Here is an 18,680-nt window from a genome sequence, read left to right on the forward strand (position 1 = left end):
CGCCTGCGTGGTGTAGTCGTCAAAGTCCGGCATCGTTGTCGGCAATTGCCGCCTTCATCGCTGTCTCGGCCGCATCGGCGTCGATCTCGGCCGCCTCGACCATCTCGCGCCAGCGCGCCACGGCGGGGGCCGTGGCCTCGAGCCAGGCCGCGCGCTCTGCCTCGCTGGGGGCAGAGAAGACATGCGCCGGGTCCGCTTCCAGCACCGCGCGCTCTTTCAGGTCCTCCTCGGCCCAGAGCTCGACGATATTGCCGGCCCATTCGCTGGAGCAATATTCGCCCATGATCTCTTGCTGGGCCGCGCTCATGCGGTCCCAGGCCATGGGAGAGATCACGTAGACGAAGTTCGCCGCGTACATCGGCATGTCCAGGTGATAGGTCGCCGCATCGGCGATGCCCCAGGTCACCAGCGAGCTGTAGGGGCTGGCGGTGCCATCGGCGGTGCCACGGGTCAGCAGGTCGCGCATCTCGGCGGCAGAGGCCTGGATCGTCGTCGCACCGAGGCCCGACAGGTAGTTGCCCAGCGTGCCATTGGCGGGGCGGATCGACATGCCGTCCAGGTCCTCGGGACCGCTGACCGGGGCGGTGGTGTGGATGGTGCCCGGCGAATGCATGAAGGCCATGCAGAACTTCACGTCCGACATCTCTTCCTCGGCATAGGGGCGATACCACTGGTCCAGCGCCCGCGAGCCCGAGACCGCGTCCTTGAAGTTGAAGGGCAGCTCTCCGTAGGAGATCACCGGGAAGCGCCCGGCGTTGTAGCCCGGATTGACCAGGGTGATATCGGCGATGCCGTCGCGGGCCAGGTCGTAGTGATCGACCGCCGCCCCCAGCTGGCGCGCCGGGTAGAGCGTGAACTCGATCGAGCCGCCAGAGGCCTCCTCGACCGCCTGCATCCACTTGGCGGTGCCCTGCATCAGCGGGTGATTGGCCCCCACCCAGACGCCGAAGCGCAGGTTGACGGGTTTGTCCTCGGCCGCCACAGGCGCAGCCATCAGCGCGGCAGCACCAGCTGCCAGAATTGCCGTTCGCATCATCTCTTTCTCCTCCCTAAGAGTGTTGCCACGTTGGTCTTGAGCGTGTCGGTGTGTCGGGGCTCTCCTCAGCCCGTGTCGATCATCACCTCCACCAGACGCGGCCCTCCTGCCGCGAATGCACGGGACAGGGTGTCTTCCAGCTTGGCCGGTTCGGAAACCCTCTCCGCCGGGCAGCCCTGCGCTTCGGCCAGGGCGGCCAGCGACAGATGCCCGATGTCACAGCCGACGACTTCCTTGTTGCCGGCAAAGCCCTTGAGCGCGGCATAGCCGCCGTTGTTGAGCACCACGAAGATGACGTCGGCGCCATGTTCCACCGCGCTCCACAGCCCCTGCACCGAGTACATCGACGAGCCGTCGCCAAGCACCGCCAGAACGCTCTGGCCGGGCTCGGAGAGCGCCACGCCGACGGCGGCGGGGAGCGCGTAGCCCAGGCCTCCGCTGGCGGTGGCAAAGAAGCCCGAGGCGCGGTCGATGGGCAGGTGGTCATGCACGTCGCCCCGGCTCGAGGGCGCTTCCTCGACCACGATGCCCCCCTCGGGCCGCAGCTTCTGCAGGGTCGCAAGCGCCAGCGCCGGGGTGATGCCCGCCGACTTCGGCAGCCGGGCCTTGCGGCGCATCCGGGCGCGGCGCTTCGGGCGCGGCGTGCCGGCAGCGGCCCGCAGGGATGCGAGCGACAGCCCGAGATCGCCGACGATCGAGGTGCCGCAGACCGCGCCCGCCGCCTGGTGCGGGTCGCTGACGATCTGCACCAGGGCCGCGCCCTCGGGGGGCACCGTCGCGGGCATCTCGTAGTGATAGGTGAAGACCGGCGCGCCCAGCACGGCGATCAGGTCATGTCCCCCCAGCAGGCGCGAGATATCGGCCTCGTTGGCGGGCAGGAAACCGGCAAAGAGCGGATGGCTTTCCGGGAAGGAGCAGCGCGACGAGAGCGGCGCCACCCAGACCGGGGCCTGGTAGTGCTCGGCCAGGGCCACGGTGTCCTCCCAGGCGCCATCGGCATCGACCCCGGCCCCCACCACCAGCACCGGATCGGCGGCAGCTTCCAGCTGGGCCGAGACCTGCGCCAGGTTGGCGGCATCCGGGGTTGCCCGGCCTGAGACCTCGCGCAGCACCGGCGGCTCGCAGGGCAGCGCCCAGTCGTCCAGCGGGATCGACACGAAGACCGGACCGGCGGGCGGCAGGCAGGCCATGTGGATGGCGCGGGCGATGGCGGCGGGCACATCCTCGGCGCGGGCCGGTTCGATGGCCCATTTGACATAGGGCTTCGGCAGCTCGGTCGAGGCCTCGGAATAGAGGAAGGGATCGGCCTTCAGCAGCGGGCGGCTCTGCTGTCCGGCGGTGATCACAACCGGGGCGCGGTTGCGATAGGCCGAGTAGATGCTGCCCATGGCGTGACCCACCCCCGCCGCCGAGTGCAGGTTGACGAAGGCCGGGCCCCCGCTGGCCAGCGCATGGCCGTCGGCCATGGCCACCACCACCGATTCCTGCAGCCCGGTGACATAGCGGAACCCCTCGGGCAGATCACTGAACAGGGGCAGTTCGGTCGATCCCGGATTGCCGAAGATCGTCGTCATCCCATGATGTTGCAGCAGTTCAAATACAGCGTCACGCACGGTCATCGCGTGCCCGGAACCCGATCGGGTCATCTTTCCTCCCCACCCCGGCGGACCGGGGGCCTTCCTCTTCATGCATACATCGTGTCAGGGGAAAGCACATTTAGGAATTGCCATTCTGTGCGCCCAGTCATACGCTTTCTGTATGACCTGGGACCAGAGAAGCCTCTCGATCTTCCTAACCACAGCGAAATTCGGCAGTTTTGGCCGGGCTGCGCGCGAGATGAACCTCTCGCAGCCCAGTGTGACCCGTATCATCCGCCGCCTTGAGGCCGATGTGGGCACGCCGCTTTTCGACCGGACCCCCAATGGGGTCAGCCTGAATGTATACGGGGAAGCCTTCCTGCCCTATGCCAGCACCGTTGATGCCGAGATGGCGAATGCGGTGGACCTGCTGGATTCGCTGCGTGGTGCCAGTAAGGGCGTGGTGCGTGTCGGCGGCGTCGGCAGCGTCGTCTCGGGGCACCTGGCAACGGCGCTCAGACAGCTCCTTTCGGCGCAGCCCGGCCTGCAGGCACAGGTGGTCGAAGAGATCGAGGACAAGCTGCTGCTGGCCCTGAAGCGCGGCGAGGTGGACCTGGCGATCTCGCCCGAGCCCTATCTCGACGATGAGATCACCCTGGCCTGCCCCGAGGCGCTGCATGACCAGGTCGAGGTCTTCGCCGCCCCCGGCCATCCGCTGGCGGGCCGCGCCGAGATCCCGCTCGACGAGGCCGCCCAGCACCCCTGGGCGCTGCCGCCGCAGGACACGCCCGTCACCCGAGAGCTGCAACGCCGCTTCTTCGCCCATGGCATCGAAACCATCGAGATCGGGGTCTCGTCACGCTCGGTCAACATGCTGAAGAGCATGACAATGCAGGGCGGCCTGATGTGCTGGATGCCGCGCCGCCTTGTCACGCTGGAGCTCGAGACCACCCGGCTGATGGCCCTGCCCATCCCCGAACTGAGCTTCCGCCGCACCTTCCACATCTACCGCCGCCGCAAGGGGCAGCTGCCGCCGGCGGCGCTGCGGCTGCTGCGCCACCTGCAGGGACTTTCCGGCGGTAGCTGAGCCCCCGCATCTGTGTTTGCGCCGGGCGAAGCGCCGGGAGATAATGGCCCCATCAGGTGCCCCCTCGGGGGAGAATCGGGAAGCCGGTTGAAATCCGGCGCGGGCCCGCCGCTGTAACGGGGATCGACTGGCAGAGGCCACTGGGCATATCCGGGAAGGCGCCAGCTCGAGCTGATCCGAAGCCAGAAGACCGGCCTGGTGTCATTGCGTCTCGGGGTGGAGCCCGCGGCGCCATGCACAATGCGAGGCCCCGATGCCCAAAGATACCACCGCGCGGAAGCTTGCTCCGCAGCCCGCCCGCCAGTTCGATGCCGGCGAGCGCCAGGCGCTCTACGATATCATCAACGCCCGGCGGGACGTGCGGAACGAGTTCCGCCCCGATCCCATCGACCCCGCCGCCCTGCGCCGCATTCTCGAGGCGGCCCATGCCGCGCCCTCGGTCGGCTTCATGCAGCCCTGGGACTTCCTGCTGATCCGCGACCCGGACCGGCGCGCCAGGATTCACGAGGCTTTTCAGAGCGCCAATGCCGAGGCTGCGGAGATGTTCGAGCCCGAGCGCAAGGCAAAGTACAGCGCGCTGAAGCTGGAAGGCATCCTGACCGCGCCGCTGAATATCTGCGTCACCTGCGACCGCACCCGTGGCGGCAAGGTGGTGCTGGGGCGCACGCACAACCGTGACATGGACCTCTATTCGACCGTCTGCGCCGTGCAGAACCTCTGGCTGGCGGCGCGCGCCGAAGGCGTCGGCATCGGCTGGGTGTCGATCTTCCGGCCCGAGGACCTGCGCAGCCTTCTGGGCATCCCCGATCATGTGGAAATCGTGGCCTATCTCTGTGCGGGGTATATCGACGAACTCTTCGTGCAACCCGAGTTGCAGGCCCGCGGCTGGCGCGAGCGGCTGCCCATCGACAGTCTGATCCATGAAGAGGAATGGCCGGGGGCCTAGGCCCCTGCCCCGCGCGATGCAGTGCCCCGACGGGCGGGGCACTGCCATGATCCGGCCCGCGACGCGGCGGGCCAGAACGCTCAGAAGGTCATGCTCAGACCGACGACCAGCGTCTGCTTGGTGCGGTTGCCGTTGAAGCCGTCATAGCGACCGTAGACCACGTTCAGCATCGCCTGGCGTGACAGCGAGACCGTCGCCCCGACGAAGCTGTTCAGATAGGCGCTCTCGTCGACCAGATCCTCGTAGCTGTTGGCGAACTCCAGATCGACGCCCAGGCCGACGAAGGGGTGCACCTTGCCCGGCCCGACGTGCTGCAGCGAGGCCTTGGCGTAGACCGAGCCATAGGTCTCGGTGGCATTGCCACCGGGGCCGATCACCGTGCCGCCGAGGGAGTTCGTCGTCTGCTCGAACCAGGTCTTCTGCCAGGCGGCACCGACGTTGGGTCGCAGGATCCAGCCCGCAGGCAGGGCAGCGATATCGGCCTTGGAGAACGAGCCGACCGCATCGAGCTGCATGTAGAGACGCTGCGAGTCCTGCTCGGAGGTCATCGTCACGCCCGGCAGCGGAATGCTGGTGTCGGAGGTGATCTGCGACCAGGAGGCGCGCATCGCCAGACCCCAGTGATCGTTCAGCACCTTCAGCGCATCGGCGCGCAGGGCCCAGGCCTCGCTGTCGATGGTGCCGCCGTTGTGGCGCATGTCGATGGCGTTGCGATCCACCGAGATCCCCACCCCCATCAGCAGGTCCTTGTTGGGCGCGTAGAGATACTGCACCCCCAGGCCATGGGCCTCGCTGTCGCTTTCCAGTTCGGTGGCACCATTCTGGGTCGGCGTGGAATCCGTCCAGCGGTTGTCCGAGGTGAACCGCAGATAGGAGGCGGTCTCGCTCGGCCCCTTCTGCAGGCGCAGCATGGCCCCGAGCGGCGTGATCAGGTCGCTCACGTCATCCGAGTAGCCATCGGCCGGATTGCCCGGGATGCCGGCCAGCGCCGCCATCGAGCGGCCGTTGCCGACGCGCGATTGCACCGTGCCGAAGCGATCGTTCGAGGCCATGGTCCCCATCAGGCCACTCTTGCCCATGTTGGCAAGCACCTGGATGGACAGGGGCGGCGGGCCGCCTGCTCCCATGGGCGGCGGTCCATCCGCCTTGGCTGCCGTCGCCGAACACAGGGTTACCGCGCCCAGAGCGCAGGTCGCAATGAGTTTGAGCATCTCGCTCCTCCACTGTTTCTTGATGCTGCGGGGGCCCTCCTGCCCCCGCGGGTCAACGGGCGCGCGAGCTCTCTCGCGGCCAGTCCCTGGGCAGATCCCGACCACCGGCGCCCCGCTTCTCAAAGCCGGGGCCCGCCTGCCGCAAACCTGCCGAAGCCTGCCACCCCAGGGCCCGAGGGCCCCGCGACGGCGGTTTATCTACGAAGATGTCCTTTCCTCCTCCGTGCGGTCGCAACGTCCCCCGTCGACCACACTTCTCCTCTCGAATCGGACCGTAGCGAGAGGCAGGGGGTAAGCAAAAATTGATTGTTCTTGATGCATGTATTTACAGCGTGAATGGATAGCCATTCCCGCCGGGTCAAACCTCGGGCTCGGAGGCCCCCGCCGCATCCCTGACCAGGGCGCGTAGCCAGATCAGCCCCGGATCCCGCGTGCGGTGCTTGTGCCAACGCATGCTCTGCTTCAGCGACGCCACCTCGAAGGGGGCGGGGTGCATCCGCATACCGCCGCGCTCTACCGCGACCTGCGCCAGCCGGCGCTGGATCAGCGCGATGCGGTCGGTGCCCCGGATGAGCTCGGGGATCGCCGAGAAGAGATAGCACCAGAGCACGGTGTTGGGCTCGATCCCCGCCTCGCGGATGGCGACCTCGGAATAGCTCTTCTGCCCGCTCAGGGGCTCCATCAGCACCTGGGGGGCGGCCGCGAAGCATTCCGGCGTCATCGGTCCCTCCGCATGGGGACCATGGGCATCCACCAGCACCACCATCTCGTCCTCGAAGATGATCTCGTGGTCCTGGTCGATGGGCCCGAGATAGTCCGGCACGATCAGCATGTCCGCCTCGCCCCGGTCCAGCAGCTTGCTGGGGTCCGCGTGCTGCGGACGCAGGTTCAGCCGGATGTTCGGCGCCTGGTCGGCCACCCGGCGCGACAGCTCTCCGCCCAGGGTCGCCAGCGAATAATCCGAAAGGACGATGTTGAAGGTGCGCGCGTCGGTCAGCGGGTCGAAGACCGGCCTGATCCGCGTCGCGCTCTCGACCCGCATCATGATCTCGCGCACTGGCTCGCGCAGGGTTTCGGCCAGCGGAGACAGCTCCATCCCCCGGCCGACCTGCACCAGCAGCGGGTCGTCGAAGAAGATTCGCAGACGGCCCAAGGCGTTCGACATCGCCGACTGGGTGATGAACATCTCTTCCGAGGCCCGCGTCACGCTGCGCGTTTTCAGCAAAACATCGAGTGCCGCCAGCAGGTTCATGTCCAGCTTGTTGAAACGCATCTGCCTCCCCCTTCCACGAATTCACCGGATGAATGCCAGACATTCATCGAAGCAATTTTTTAAATACCTCTCCCAGAGCTACACGATTGGCAAGCAGGATTCGCGCCCGGCCAGTTCCGGGTGCTGGCAGATGGAGGAGCTCAGCCATGCGCATCATCGGACCCGACTACCTGGTGTTCGGGGTTGACGATCTGGAGGGATCGAAGACCTACCTTGAGGATTTCGGCCTGAAGCCGGTGCAGCTGGACGATACCGGCTGGCTCTATGAGGCGCTGGACGGCACCGGGGTCATCATCCGCCCCAAGTCCGACCCCAGCCTGCCCGCCCCGCTCGAGACCAAGAACATGCTGCGCCAGCAGGTCTACGGCGTCGAGGATGCCAGCGTGCTGGACGAGATCGAGGCCGAGATGTCGAAGGACCGCCGGGTCACCCGGCTGTCGGACGGCTCTCTCGAGTTCAAGGACGACCTGGGTTTCGAGCTGCGTTTCCAGGTCACCATCCGGCGCGAGCTGTCGATGCCGGCCGAGAAGATCAACGCCCCCGGCGCCCCGGCGCAGCGTGCTCCGAACGAGTTGGGTGTGACCGACGACATGGCCGCCCTGCCCCGCTCGCTCAGCCACGTGGTGCTCTTCGTGCCCGACATGGAGAAGGTGGTCAGCTTCTTCTGCGACCGCCTGGGTTTCGTGGTCACCGACGTGTTGACCGGTGCAGGTCCCTTCCTGCGTCCGCAGGCCAATGACGACCATCACACCCACTTCTTCATCCGCACCCCCGCCTACATGCAGGGCTGCGAGCACCTGGCCTTCCACATGGGCGGCCCGACCGAGCTGATGGTCGCCGGCGACCGCTTCGTGCGCAAGGGCTACCAGAGCTTCTGGGGACCGGGTCGCCACAAGTTCGGCTCCAACTGGTTCTGGTACTTCAACAGCCCCCTCGGCGTGCACTTCGAATACGACGCCGACATGGACAAGCACGACGATACCTGGGTCGCCCGCGAGGCACCGAACGGCCCCGAGGCCAGCCAGATCTTCCTGCTGCAGTGGCGTGAGAAATGGGCGCCCAGCGGAGGTCCCGAAGGCGGCTCCGGCGCATGAGCGCAGGCCAGCTGAGACTGTGCCACCGCGATGACATTCCAGAAGGCGCCGCCCGCGGCTTCCTGCCGCTGCCCGATGCGCCGCGCAATGTCATCGTGGTGAACCGCGGCGGGCAGCTCCATGCCTACATGGATTCCTGCCCGCATTACCGCGGCGGCACGCCCATGGCGTGGCGCAAGGACGCCTACCTCGACGCCGAGGGCGCCCATATCGCCTGCCATGCCCATGGCGCACTCTTCGACATCGAAACGGGGGCCTGCGTGTCAGGCCCCTGCCTGGGAAGAAAACTGACCCGAGTCCCCCTCTCAGAGGCGCCGGACGGGTCCATCAGCGTACCGGCCCAGGTCGCCGGACGCGCAGCACGGGAGAGCTGACAGTGAAAACGGGAGGAGAGACCATGGCAAGCGCACGCAGGGTCCTGATCATCGGCGGTGGCTTCTCGGGCATGTCCGCGGCCATCATGCTGGCCCGCGGCGGCATCGAGACCGACCTGGTAGAGATCGACGCCGGCTGGCGCAGCTATGGGGCAGGCATCAGCCTGCACGGCGCCACGCTGAGGGTGTTCCAGCAGTTGGGCATCCTCGATGACTTCAAGCGCGAAGGGGCCGCGACCGATGGGCTGATCGTGCGGATGCCGCACAACGACCAGGAAATCGTCACCCTGCCCACCCCGCCGATGCCCGGCACCGGCCTGCCCGGCAATGCCGCCATCATGCGCCCGGCGCTGGCCGCGATCCTTTCCAAGACCACCCGCGCCGCCGGGGTCTCGGTCAAGCTGGGCCACAGCTTCGAGACCATCGAGCAGGACGCCGAGGGCGTGACCGTCACCTTCACCGACGGCACCTCGGGTCGCTATGACGCGGTGATCGGCGCCGACGGGCTCTATTCCAAGACCCGCACCACGCTGATGCCCGATGCCCCGAAGCCCGCCTACGTGGGCCAGGCCGTCTGGCGCGCAGAGCTGCCGACGCCCGAGGGCCTCAACTCGCTCAACATGTGGCTGGGCGATGGTCTGAAGGTCGGGATCAACCCGGTCTCCGAAGGCCGCAGCTACATGTTCATCACCGAGGACCGGCCCAACAACGACTGGATCGAAGAGGCCGACCTGCTGCCCGCCATGAAGGCGATGCTCGACCGCTTCCCCTCGCCCATCCTGACCGCGGTCAAGGAGGCGCTGAGCGAAGAGAGCAAGCTGATCTATCGCCCGCTCGAGAAGCTGCTGCTGCCCCAGCCCTGGCACGTCGGCCGGGTCATGCTGATCGGCGATGCGGTCCATGCCACCACCCCGCACCTCGGCGCCGGGGCCTGCATCGGCATGGAAGACGGCGTGGTGCTGGCGGAAGAGCTGATGCGCGAGGGCACCGTGGCCGAGGCCTTCGCCCGCCACGAGGCACGCCGCTGGGAGCGCTGCAACATGGTGGTCGAGAACTCCGCGAGGCTCTCGGAGATCGAGGTGCAGCGCGGTGACCAAGGAGAGCACAACGCGATCATGGGACGTTCGATGATGGCCCTGACCGAGCCGGTCTGAGCCGCGTCGCGGAATCTGTCCGCCAAGGGCAGGCAATTGGGAAGGTCGGCGGAGGAGCCGACCGACAGGGAGGAAAACAAGATGACTGACACTGCAGCCCCCGCGGCGGCCATGGCCCCCGCGCAAGGTATCAAACGCACCGGAGCCGTCGCGCTCGTGGTGGGACATTGTGCGGGCCTCGTCGATCTGGTCGCGCTGCCCGTCTGGGTCGGCGCGCTGATCGGCCGCTTCGGCTTCGGCCCGCGTGAAGCCGGCGCCCTGGTGACGCTGTTCCTGCTGGGCGCCGTGCTGGCCAGCGTGCTGACCGCGCGCAACTTCACCCGGCTGCCGCGCAAGGCGCTGACCGTGGTGGGCTTCGGCCTGGCGGCGCTGGCCTTCCTGCTGGCCTCGCAGCAGACCGCCTTCCTGCCGCTCGCGGCCCTGCATCTTCTGGGCGGCCTGGCCAATGGCATGGCGCTGAGCCTCGTGCATGGCACCATGGGCCGCGCCGCCAACCCGCACCGGCTCTTTGCCTTCGCCGGCATCGGCCTGGGCCTCTTCGGCGTGATCTACATGGGCGCGGTGCCGCAGCTGATGCTGCAACATGGCGGCATGGTGCTGTTCTTCAGCTTCGGCGCGATCATGGCGCTGGCAACGCTGATCTCTCTGCTGGCCTTCCCCAAGGTCGAGGACCGCACCCAGGGCGCCACGCCGCGCAGCCCGCTGGCGCCCGGCGTGATGGCGGTGGTCGCGGGCGTCAGCCTGATGACCTTCAACCAGGCGATGGTCTTCTCCTTCGTCGAGGTCATCGGCTCGGCCCGTGGTTTCGCACCGCAAGCCATCGTCGGCACGCTGATCGCGCTCGGCCTCGTGAACTTCGTCGGCCCCGCCCCGCTGGCCGCGCTGCTGGAAAAGCGCATCTCGGCGGGCCGCGTGGTGATCGCGGGGCCGATGGTCCAGGCGGTGCTGGCGCTGGTGATCACCTTCGCCTCGGTCTTCGCCCTCTGGGCGCCGGTGGCCGCGGTCTTCGTGGCGGTGCAGGTCTTCACCCACACCTTCGCCTTCGGCCTGCTGTCCCGCATGGACAAGTCCGGCCGCACGGCTGCCGCCACCCCGGCCATGCTGATGACCGGCTCGGCGCTTGGTCCGATCATCGGTGGCGCCCTGCTTGAAGGCATCTCCATCGAAGCCCTGGGCCTGATGGCCGTGGTCGTCGCAGGCCTCTCGGTTGCCTGCTTCGCCCGTGGCATCCGCGCCAGCCGCTGATCGAACGACCGGGCCCGCGCCCCCGGGGGCGGGCCCGGCACTGCGACGACACAGACACGATACAGGGCCTCTACAGGGCCCGACATGGGGGAGGAGACCCAGATGTTCACACGCCTTTTCAAACGACCCGCCACCGCCCTTGCGCTGCTGGCCTGCACCGCGCTTCCGGCCATGGCAGAGACCAGCTTCACCGTACTCGGCAGCGGCGGCGGCCCGATCGCCCGCGCCGACCGCTCGCAGCCTGCGAACCTGCTGCAGGTCAACGGCCGCAACATCGTCGTCGACGCCGGTGACGGCCTGTCGATCCGACTTGCCGCCAAGCGCCTGCGCATGGGCGACGTGGATGACGTGCTGCTCAGCCACCTGCATTTCGACCACGTCGGCGGCCTGCTTGCGGTGCTCGGCCAGCGCTTCCAGACCAACCCGGCCAAGCCGGTGAAGATCTACGGCCCTCCGGGCACCAAGGCGCTGATCGACGGCATGGTCGAGGGCATGGGCCCGGCGATGGAAGCCGCCTACGGCATGGAAGATGCCACGATCATGACCGCGGACGAGCTGGTCCAGGTGCAGGAAATCCGTGGCGGAGAGAGCTTCTCGCTGGGGGATGTCACCGTCACCACGGCCAAGAACAGCCACTACAGCTTCGCCCATGGCAGCGAGATGGATCAGAAGTATGAATCCCTCTCCTTCCGCTTCGACACCCCCGATCGCAGCATCGTCTACACCGGCGATACCGGCTGGTCCGATGCGGTGATCGAACTGTCGCAGGGCGTCGACCTGCTGGTGGCCGAGCTGATCGACCTGCCCTCGACCATGGATGCCGTGCGCCGTACCGCGCCCGAGCACCTGATCGGCGAGATCGAGCAGCACCTGTCCAGCCACCACCTGTCCCCGGCAGAGGTCGGCCGCCTGGCCGCCGAAGCCAAGGCGGGCAAGATCGTCGCCACCCACCTTTCGGCCGGCGCGCGCATCACCCCCGAGATGACCGACGGCTGGGCGCAGGAGATCTCTGCCGCCTTCGATGGCGAGGTCGCCATCGCCCAGGACCTCCAGGACTACTGACACCGGCGCGGGGCATTCAGCGGATGAATGCCCCGCATCATGACTTTCCATTTTCCGAATGGATCCACGCCGAATAGCTCACCCTGATCCGAGGCCCCGGCCTCGGGACAACCCGCAGATCAAAGGACCCTTGCCATGGCGATGTTCAACTATTTCCCCAACTACGTCTGGAACCTGACGGTCTCCATTGCGCTCGGCTCCGGCGGCCAGATCGGCGAGATCATGGACATGTGCCAGCCGCTGCTCGAGAAGGCGAAGAATGGCGAAGATGCAGGCACCCGCGACTTCATGATCGCCTGGGTCGGCGTGGCCGACAAGCTGATCGGGCTGGCGGAAGAGGAAGAAGCCGAAAGCCGTTTCTTCTCGGCCGGCGAGATGCGCAAGCGCGCGGCGCTCTACTACATCGTCGCCGAGCGCATGCAGGGCCAGGGCGATCCCGAGCGCCTGGTGACCTACAAGAAGGGCCTGGCCAACTTCGAGCAGGGCACCCGGCAGGCCGGCGACAAGGTCCAGCGCTTCGAGGTCCCCTATGGCGACAAGGTCATCCCCGTGCTCTACACCCCTGCCGAGGGCGTCGAGGGTCCGGCACCCGCGGTCGTCTACCTGAACGGCCTGGATAGCTGCAAGGAGCTGCTCTACTGGTCCTGGCTGCCCCATGAGCTGGCCAAGCGCGGCATCGCCACGCTCTGCGTCGACCAGCCCGGTACCGGCGAAAGCCTGCGCCTGCTGGACCTGCCCGCGCATTACGACAGCGAGAAGTGGGGCACCCCGATCTACGAATGGCTGGCGGCCCGCGACGACGTGGACGCCGAGCGCATCGGCATCACCGGCATCTCGCTGGGTGGCTACTACGCGCCCCGCGTCTGCGCCAACGAGCCGCGCTTTGCCTCCGGTGCCGTCTGGGGCGCCAACCACAACTGGGCCGAAGTGCAGCAGAAGCGCCTGAAGCGCGAGGGCGAGAACCCGGTGCCGCACTACTGGGACCACGTGAAGTGGGTCTTCGGTGCCAAGGACATGGATACCTTCTTCGAGAAGGCGGCGGGCTTCTGCCTCGACGGCCAGATGGAGAAGATCAAGGTGCCCTTCCTGGTCACCCATGGCTCCAAGGACCGCCAGATCGCGCTCGACTACGCGCATCAGTCCTACGACCAACTGGTCAACTCGCCGAACCGCAAGCTGAAGATCTTCACCGAGCGGGAAGGCGGCGTGGAACACGTGGGCGCAGACAACATGAGCTTCGGCCGCAACTACATCGCCGACTGGTTTGCCGAGACCCTCGGCGGCCGCACCGGCGTGGAGGGCTGAGATGCGTTTCGCCACTCTTGCAGACGGCAGCCCCGACGGGCGGCTGCACCTGGTCAGCCGTGACAACAGCCGCTGCATTCCTGCAGCGGCGGTCTCCAGCCTGCGGCTGCTGATGGAGGATTGGGACAGCTTCGCCCCGGCGCTCGAGGCGGAATATGCCGCCCTGAACGCGGGCGGCGGTGCGCCCTTCCAAGCCGCCCAGGCGCTGGCCCCCCTGCCCCGCGCCTGGCAATGGCTGGACGGGTCGGCCTATGACAGCCACGGCGCGCTGATGCAGAAGGTCTTCGGCGCCGATCCGAACCCGGAAGGCCGCCCGCTGATGTACCAGGGCATGTCGCATTGCTTCCTTGGCGGAGCACAGGACGTGCCGCTGCCCTCGGAAGACGACGGCATCGACTTCGAGGGCGAATTCGGCGTGATCTGCGACAGCGTCCCGATGGGCAGCACACCTGCCGAGGCCGCCGCGCGCATCCGCCTGCTGGTGCAGATCAACGACTGGTCGCTGCGCGCCATTGCGCCCGTCGAGATGAAGACCGGCTTCGGCTGGGTGCAGGCCAAGCCCGCCTGTGCCGTGGCCCCCGTCGCGCTCACCCCCGACGAGCTGGGCGATGCCTGGCGCGACAGCCGCATCGACCTGCCGCTGCAGGTAGATCTGAACGGCAGCCGCTTCGGCCTCGCCGAGGGCTACCCGATGAGCTACGGCTTCGACCAGCTCCTCGCCCATGCCGCGCAGTCGCGTGACCTGGTGGCGGGTACGGTGCTGGGGTCCGGCACGGTCTCGAACGAGACCTACCGCGAGGTGGGCTCCACCTGCATTGCCGAGCGCCGGGCCATCGAGCTGCTGGACGAGGGCAAGCAGAGCACCCCCTACATGCACTTTGGCGACCGCGTCTTCATGGAGTGCCGCAGCCGCGACCAGGCGCCGCTCTTCGGGGCCATCGACCAGCAGGTCGTCAAGGGAGGTCGCGCATGAGCCGTCGCATCATCGACCTTTCGGTCACGCTAACCGACGATTTCCCCACCGATCCGCCCGGCATGGGCCCCTCGATCGAGTACAAGGCCCATGACAACGGCGCCGAGGACTATGCCCGCATGTTCGGCATCCCCGTCGAGCACCAGCTGGACGGGGCCGGCGCGGCGGCAGAGAAGCTCTCTCTGACCACCCATAACGGCACCCACCTGGATGCGCCCTGGCACTACCACCCGACGATGAACAAGGGCGAGCGCGCCATCACCATCGACGAGGTGCCGCTGGACTGGTGCATGGGGCCGGGCGTGAAGCTCGACTTCCGCGACATGCCTGACGGCCACGTGGTCACCGCCGAGGAGATGGCTGCGGAATTCGACCGCATCGGCCATGAGCTGAAGCCGGGCGACATAGTGCTGGTGAACACCCGCGCCGGAGCACTCTACGGAGAGCCGGGTTACCTGGCGGCGGGCTGCGGCATCGGGCGCGAGGCAACGCTCTGGCTGACCGAGCGCGGCATGAAGGTCTGCGGCACCGACGCCTGGAGCTGGGACGCGCCGCTGAAGGGCGTGGCCGACAAGGCCAAGGCCACCGGCCAGTGGGATCTCTTCTGGGAAGGCCACAAGGCCGGGGCCGAGACGGTCTATTGCCACATGGAGAAGATGGCCAATCTCGACCAGCTGCCCGACACCGGCTTCGAGGTCATCTGCTTCCCTGTCAAAGTGGCCCGTGGCTCTGCCGGCTGGTGCCGCCCGGTGGCAATCCTCGAGAGCTGAGTTCTTGGGGCATGCGCAAGCGCCCTCAGGGCGGCTGCGGGTGCCCCTGCCTTCCCGGACAGGACGTTCCCGCCGCGCGCCAAGGATCAGCCTGCCCCCCTCCCCTGACATCCTTTCCTGCCGCAGCCGCCCGCCGGTCTGACCGCCTTCGCGGGATGGCCTCGAAGACGGCGCGACTCCTCGCGCCGGGCGGCGGAGGCTGACTGCGACCGCGCCCTGGGTGGCACGGGAGATGGGGCGGGGTCAGACCCGCACCACCTCGATCCCGAGGGCGCGGTAGCGGGCCGCGACCTCTTCGGGCAGGCCGATATCGGTGAAGATCCGCGAGGCGCCGGTCAACGGCATGATCTTGGCCGGGCGCACCTCTCCGAACTTGGAATGGTCGGCCATGATCCAGACCTCGCGCGCCTGCTCGGCCATGACCCGGTTCACGTAGGCCTCGTTGCTGTCCTGGGTGGTGAGCCCCTTCTCGCGGTCGATCCCGTCCACGCCGATCACCGTCACATCCAGGTTGATGTCGCGCAGGGTGCGCTCGGCGATATGACCCACCGTCTCGGCGGTGCGGCGGCGCAGGGTGCCGCCGGTCAGGGTGACCTCGATGTCATCGGCGGTGCACAGGTCCAGCGCCACGTTGATCGCCGTGGTCACCACCGTCAGCGAGCGCCGCTGGATGGCCGGGATCATCTGCATCACCGTGGTGCCACCCCCGACGCCGACAGTCATGCCGTCCTGCAAGGCCGAAGCCACCGCTGCGCCGATACGGCGCTTCTCGGGCAGGTAGGACATCACCTTTGCGTCGAAAGGCAATTCCTCTCGCCCCTGAGGCAGCGAGGCGCCGCCATGGGTCCGGGTCACCGTCTTGCGGCTCTCCAGCTCCGCGATATCGCGCCGGATCGTCGCCAGCGAGGCATCCAGAAGCTTCGACAGCTCCTGCGCGCTGACGGTCCCACGCCGCGCGAGCTCTGCCAGAATCCTGTCGTGTCGCTCTGCACGGATCATACCGATATCCCTATGGAAACCCTGAAGAAGCCTAGATCCATATGCGCGCAGGCGGCAAGCACGCCGCGCAGGCAGAGCACAAAAAGGAAAAAGAGCACGCAGGGCCATAGATAGGTTCGATCGACCCCCGGTAGTCACCGGCACAATCCAGAAAACCCAAGACACCAGCCAAGGGCGCATGCCCCGCGCCAAGCTCCTTCTGATCGGCAGCGCCTGTGCCTCAAGGCCGGAAATTAGCGCCACCGGGGCCTTTGCGACCTCTGCTCGCATGAATATATCTAAGGGGAGATCAGGAGGGCTGACCATGGCCGGATTGAAATTGACATGCCTGGACTGCGGCCAGGTGAACCGCGTCCCGGCAGAGCGCCTGTCGGCAGATCCGAAATGCGGCACCTGCGGGGCCAGGCTGACCGGCACCAAGGTGTCCGAGGTGGACCCCGCGATCCTGCAGAAGGCCGCGCGCAACGATGACATTCCGCTGGTCGTGGACTTCTGGGCGCCCTGGTGCGGCCCCTGCAGGATGATGGCGCCCGAATTCGCCCGCGCCGCGACGCAGCTCAACGGCCAGGCGCGCCTGGTGAAGCTGAATACCCAGGACCATCAGGCCGCCGGGGCGAAATACGGCATCCGGGGCATCCCGACGATGGTCGCTTTCGCCGGGGGCAAGGAACGCCGCCGCCAGTCCGGTGCGCAACGCAGCACCGATATCGTGAACTGGGCAAAGGCCGTCTGAACGCTCGGGGCACAGGCCGCGGGCACCTTGTCATCGCGGAGGCCCACAGCTTTCCCGTTCCGGCAAGCAGAGACAGCTCCCAGCGGCCCTGCCCGCCAGCCTTGGCGAAAGCCTCTACGCGCTGAAAACACCTGGTTCGCCAAAGAGGCTCTCTGGTATCCAGCCAGGCAGCAGGCGGCTCAACTGCCGGAAACGGACGAGATCGGCAGCTTGCTCGACGCCTTCATCTCTTTCAGCGAGAGGTTGGAGCGGATGCTCGTCACGCCGGGCAGCCGCCTCAGCGTGCTGTCGACGAAGACACTGTAGTCGTCGAGATCCTTCGCCACCACGATCAGCAGGAAGTCGTCCGCCCCGGTCGTATTGTGGCAGGCAAGGATGTTCGGCGTGGTTTCCACGATGCGCTGGAACTCGGCGGTGGCCGCCTGGTCATGCTCGGAGCAGCGCAGCTGGACGAAGGCCATCACGCCCAGCCCCAGTTTCCGGCGGTTCAGATTGGCCTGGTAGCCTTCGATGATGCCGCTTTCCTCGAGCCGCTTCAGCCTCCGCCAGCAGGGCGTTTCGCTCATCCCGATGCGTTCGGCGAGCCTGGCATTGGTCATACGGCCGTCCTCCTGCAGCAGGGTCAGAAGTTGGGAGTTGATGCCGTCGATCTCGGGCATGGGGTAGATTCCTTCCGTAGACGTGGCAAGTATAGCAGATGCTGCCTCACAACCCCGCTCCGAAGAGGAAAAATGGCAATAGCATTTCACGTGCCGGGCGGTAATCTGCCCTTCCCAACCATCCCAGGCTGAAAGTCCCTGCCATGAAAGCCGTCCTTTTCGAGAAATTCCAGGAAGCCCCGAAGCTCACGACCGTGGCCGATCCGACGCCAGAGCCGCATGGCGTGGTGCTCAGGGTGGCCGCGACCGGTGTCTGCCGCAGCGACTGGCACGGCTGGATGGGGCATGACAGCGACGTCGAGCTGCCGCATGTGCCGGGGCATGAGCTGGCGGGCGTGGTCGAGGCCGTGGGCCGGGACGTGAGGCACTGGAAGCCCGGCGACAAGGTGACGGTGCCCTTCATCTGCGGCTGCGGCAGCTGCTCGGAGTGCCACTCCGGCAACCAGCAGGTCTGCCTGCACCAGGAACAACCGGGCTTTACCCACTGGGGCTCCTTTGCGGAATACGTGCCGATCCACCAGGCCGACCTCAATCTGGTGGCGCTGCCGGAAACGATGGACTTTGCCACGGCCGCCAGCCTCGGGTGCCGTTTCGCCACCTCGTTCCGGGCCGTCATCGACCAGGGCAAGGTCAGCGCCGGCCAATGGGTGGCGGTGCATGGCTGCGGCGGTGTCGGCCTCTCGGCGGTGATGATCGCGGCGGCGGCCGGGGCAAACGTGATCGGCGTGGACCTCGATCCGGCCAAGCTGGCCCTGGCAAAGGCGCTTGGCGCCGTGGCGGTCCTAGACGGAATGAATGCCGACGTGCCTGCCGCCATTCGGGAGATCACCAAGGGTGGCGCGCATGTCTCGCTGGACGCACTGGGGCATCCGGTCACCATGACGAATTCGATCCTCTGCCTGCGGCCGCGCGGCAAGCACGTGCAGGTGGGGTTGATGCTGGGAGAGCACGCGGCCCCCGCGATCCCCATGCCGAAGATCGTCGGACAGGAGATCGAGCTGCTCGGCTCGCACGGGATGCAGGCGCATCGCTACGGCGCGATGTTGGACATGGTTGCAAGCGGGCGGCTCGATCCGGCGCGCCTGGTGGGGCAGCAGATCAGCCTTGCCGAGGCCCCGCAGGCGCTGATGGAGATGGACAAGTTCCGATCCGTCGGCGCCACCGTCATCACCCGGTTCTGAG

General features: G+C 67.2%; 18 protein-coding genes and 1 riboswitch. Of the genes, 12 read left to right on the forward strand and 6 right to left on the reverse strand.

Annotation, left to right across the window (positions count from 1 at the left end):
* Positions 1-19 precede the first annotated feature (19 nt).
* Both CRO50_RS18365 and mdlC read right to left on the reverse strand, forming a co-directional pair.
* Positions 20-1,036, reverse strand: a complete 1,017-nt coding sequence (locus CRO50_RS18365; protein WP_097147406.1) for a TRAP transporter substrate-binding protein — start codon at positions 1,034-1,036, stop codon at positions 20-22.
* Positions 1,037-1,101: 65 nt separating this feature from the next.
* Positions 1,102-2,682 carry a benzoylformate decarboxylase gene (mdlC, locus tag CRO50_RS18370; RefSeq protein WP_097147407.1) on the reverse strand — a complete coding sequence of 527 codons (1,581 nt, stop codon included), beginning with the start codon at positions 2,680-2,682 and terminating at the stop codon, positions 1,102-1,104.
* A 112-nt stretch (positions 2,683-2,794) separates the two neighbouring features.
* On the opposite strand from mdlC, the gene CRO50_RS18375 reads away from it, so the two are divergent.
* Both CRO50_RS18375 and bluB read left to right on the forward strand, forming a co-directional pair.
* Entirely contained in the window at positions 2,795-3,700 is a 906-nt protein-coding gene (locus tag CRO50_RS18375) for a LysR family transcriptional regulator (RefSeq protein ID WP_179747324.1), read from the forward strand.
* Positions 3,701-3,737: 37 nt separating this feature from the next.
* A riboswitch (cobalamin riboswitch) is annotated at positions 3,738-3,913 on the forward strand.
* Between the two features lie 40 nt (positions 3,914-3,953).
* The gene (bluB, locus tag CRO50_RS18380) at positions 3,954-4,646 is read left to right on the forward strand and encodes a 5,6-dimethylbenzimidazole synthase (RefSeq protein ID WP_097147409.1); all 693 of its coding nucleotides are present in this window, start codon (positions 3,954-3,956) and stop codon (positions 4,644-4,646) included.
* A gap of 80 nt (positions 4,647-4,726) precedes the next feature.
* Here the strand turns inward: bluB and CRO50_RS18385 are convergent, their stop codons facing one another.
* A complete protein-coding gene (locus CRO50_RS18385) occupies positions 4,727-5,857 on the reverse strand; it encodes an autotransporter outer membrane beta-barrel domain-containing protein (protein ID WP_143516963.1) in 1,131 nt (376 codons plus the stop codon).
* 358 nt (positions 5,858-6,215) lie between these two features.
* On the reverse strand, positions 6,216-7,130 hold the full coding sequence (locus CRO50_RS18390) for a LysR family transcriptional regulator (RefSeq protein ID WP_097147411.1): 915 nt from the start codon (positions 7,128-7,130) through the stop codon (positions 6,216-6,218).
* Between the two features lie 146 nt (positions 7,131-7,276).
* Here CRO50_RS18390 and CRO50_RS18395 point away from each other — a divergent pair, with 146 nt between their 5' ends.
* The 8 genes from CRO50_RS18395 to CRO50_RS18430 all read left to right on the forward strand — a co-directional run bounded on the left by CRO50_RS18395 (position 7,277) and on the right by CRO50_RS18430 (position 15,107).
* On the forward strand, positions 7,277-8,224 hold the full coding sequence (locus CRO50_RS18395; RefSeq protein WP_097147412.1) for a VOC family protein: 948 nt from the start codon (positions 7,277-7,279) through the stop codon (positions 8,222-8,224).
* Entirely contained in the window at positions 8,221-8,598 is a 378-nt protein-coding gene (locus tag CRO50_RS18400) for a Rieske (2Fe-2S) protein (protein ID WP_010141138.1), read from the forward strand. Before CRO50_RS18395 ends, CRO50_RS18400 begins: the two co-directional genes overlap by 4 nt.
* A 23-nt stretch (positions 8,599-8,621) precedes the next feature.
* Entirely contained in the window at positions 8,622-9,752 is a 1,131-nt protein-coding gene (locus tag CRO50_RS18405; protein ID WP_097147413.1) for an FAD-dependent oxidoreductase, read from the forward strand.
* 81 nt (positions 9,753-9,833) lie between these two features.
* On the forward strand, positions 9,834-10,997 hold the full coding sequence (locus CRO50_RS18410) for an MFS transporter (protein WP_097147414.1): 1,164 nt from the start codon (positions 9,834-9,836) through the stop codon (positions 10,995-10,997).
* Between the two features lie 102 nt (positions 10,998-11,099).
* Positions 11,100-12,059 (forward strand): MBL fold metallo-hydrolase, encoded by a 960-nt coding sequence (locus tag CRO50_RS18415; RefSeq protein WP_157791770.1) that lies wholly within the window; start codon positions 11,100-11,102, stop codon positions 12,057-12,059.
* 135 nt (positions 12,060-12,194) lie between these two features.
* Complete coding sequence (locus CRO50_RS18420; RefSeq protein ID WP_097147416.1) at positions 12,195-13,364, forward strand: alpha/beta hydrolase family protein; 1,170 nt, start codon at positions 12,195-12,197, stop codon at positions 13,362-13,364.
* Between the two features lies 1 nt (position 13,365).
* Positions 13,366-14,337: a fumarylacetoacetate hydrolase family protein gene (locus tag CRO50_RS18425; protein WP_097147417.1), complete on the forward strand. Its 972-nt coding sequence runs from the start codon at positions 13,366-13,368 to the stop codon at positions 14,335-14,337.
* Positions 14,334-15,107, forward strand: coding sequence for a cyclase family protein (locus CRO50_RS18430; RefSeq protein WP_097147418.1), 774 nt, complete (start codon positions 14,334-14,336; stop codon positions 15,105-15,107). Before CRO50_RS18425 ends, CRO50_RS18430 begins: the two co-directional genes overlap by 4 nt.
* Positions 15,108-15,350: 243 nt before the next feature.
* On the opposite strand, the gene CRO50_RS18435 is transcribed toward CRO50_RS18430, so the two are convergent.
* Positions 15,351-16,106 carry a DeoR/GlpR family DNA-binding transcription regulator gene (locus tag CRO50_RS18435; protein WP_179747325.1) on the reverse strand — a complete coding sequence of 252 codons (756 nt, stop codon included), beginning with the start codon at positions 16,104-16,106 and terminating at the stop codon, positions 15,351-15,353.
* Between the two features lie 304 nt (positions 16,107-16,410).
* Between CRO50_RS18435 and CRO50_RS18440 the strand changes: the two genes are divergently transcribed.
* Complete coding sequence (locus CRO50_RS18440; protein ID WP_097147420.1) at positions 16,411-16,839, forward strand: thioredoxin family protein; 429 nt, start codon at positions 16,411-16,413, stop codon at positions 16,837-16,839.
* A 179-nt stretch (positions 16,840-17,018) separates the two neighbouring features.
* On the opposite strand, the gene CRO50_RS18445 is transcribed toward CRO50_RS18440, so the two are convergent.
* On the reverse strand, positions 17,019-17,498 hold the full coding sequence (locus tag CRO50_RS18445) for an Lrp/AsnC family transcriptional regulator (protein ID WP_097147421.1): 480 nt from the start codon (positions 17,496-17,498) through the stop codon (positions 17,019-17,021).
* Positions 17,499-17,641: 143 nt separating this feature from the next.
* Here CRO50_RS18445 and CRO50_RS18450 point away from each other — a divergent pair, with 143 nt between their 5' ends.
* Positions 17,642-18,679, forward strand: coding sequence for a zinc-dependent alcohol dehydrogenase family protein (locus tag CRO50_RS18450; RefSeq protein ID WP_097147422.1), 1,038 nt, complete (start codon positions 17,642-17,644; stop codon positions 18,677-18,679).
* Position 18,680 lies beyond the last annotated feature (1 nt).

It is taken from the genome of Pseudooceanicola antarcticus, assembly GCF_900215355.1.
GTDB lineage: Bacteria > Pseudomonadota > Alphaproteobacteria > Rhodobacterales > Rhodobacteraceae > Pseudooceanicola > Pseudooceanicola antarcticus.

Coding starts and splice junctions, on each gene's coding strand:
- CRO50_RS18365 (WP_097147406.1), bottom strand. CDS start 1,036: ATGATGCGAACGGCAATTCTGGCAGCTGGTGCTGCCGCGCTGATGGCT.
- mdlC (WP_097147407.1), bottom strand. CDS start 2,682: ATGACCCGATCGGGTTCCGGGCACGCGATGACCGTGCGTGACGCTGTA.
- CRO50_RS18375 (WP_179747324.1), top strand. CDS start 2,795: ATGACCTGGGACCAGAGAAGCCTCTCGATCTTCCTAACCACAGCGAAA.
- bluB (WP_097147409.1), top strand. CDS start 3,954: ATGCCCAAAGATACCACCGCGCGGAAGCTTGCTCCGCAGCCCGCCCGC.
- CRO50_RS18385 (WP_143516963.1), bottom strand. CDS start 5,857: ATGCTCAAACTCATTGCGACCTGCGCTCTGGGCGCGGTAACCCTGTGT.
- CRO50_RS18390 (WP_097147411.1), bottom strand. CDS start 7,130: ATGCGTTTCAACAAGCTGGACATGAACCTGCTGGCGGCACTCGATGTT.
- CRO50_RS18395 (WP_097147412.1), top strand. CDS start 7,277: ATGCGCATCATCGGACCCGACTACCTGGTGTTCGGGGTTGACGATCTG.
- CRO50_RS18400 (WP_010141138.1), top strand. CDS start 8,221: ATGAGCGCAGGCCAGCTGAGACTGTGCCACCGCGATGACATTCCAGAA.
- CRO50_RS18405 (WP_097147413.1), top strand. CDS start 8,622: ATGGCAAGCGCACGCAGGGTCCTGATCATCGGCGGTGGCTTCTCGGGC.
- CRO50_RS18410 (WP_097147414.1), top strand. CDS start 9,834: ATGACTGACACTGCAGCCCCCGCGGCGGCCATGGCCCCCGCGCAAGGT.
- CRO50_RS18415 (WP_157791770.1), top strand. CDS start 11,100: ATGTTCACACGCCTTTTCAAACGACCCGCCACCGCCCTTGCGCTGCTG.
- CRO50_RS18420 (WP_097147416.1), top strand. CDS start 12,195: ATGGCGATGTTCAACTATTTCCCCAACTACGTCTGGAACCTGACGGTC.
- CRO50_RS18425 (WP_097147417.1), top strand. CDS start 13,366: ATGCGTTTCGCCACTCTTGCAGACGGCAGCCCCGACGGGCGGCTGCAC.
- CRO50_RS18430 (WP_097147418.1), top strand. CDS start 14,334: ATGAGCCGTCGCATCATCGACCTTTCGGTCACGCTAACCGACGATTTC.
- CRO50_RS18435 (WP_179747325.1), bottom strand. CDS start 16,106: ATGATCCGTGCAGAGCGACACGACAGGATTCTGGCAGAGCTCGCGCGG.
- CRO50_RS18440 (WP_097147420.1), top strand. CDS start 16,411: ATGGCCGGATTGAAATTGACATGCCTGGACTGCGGCCAGGTGAACCGC.
- CRO50_RS18445 (WP_097147421.1), bottom strand. CDS start 17,498: ATGCCCGAGATCGACGGCATCAACTCCCAACTTCTGACCCTGCTGCAG.
- CRO50_RS18450 (WP_097147422.1), top strand. CDS start 17,642: ATGAAAGCCGTCCTTTTCGAGAAATTCCAGGAAGCCCCGAAGCTCACG.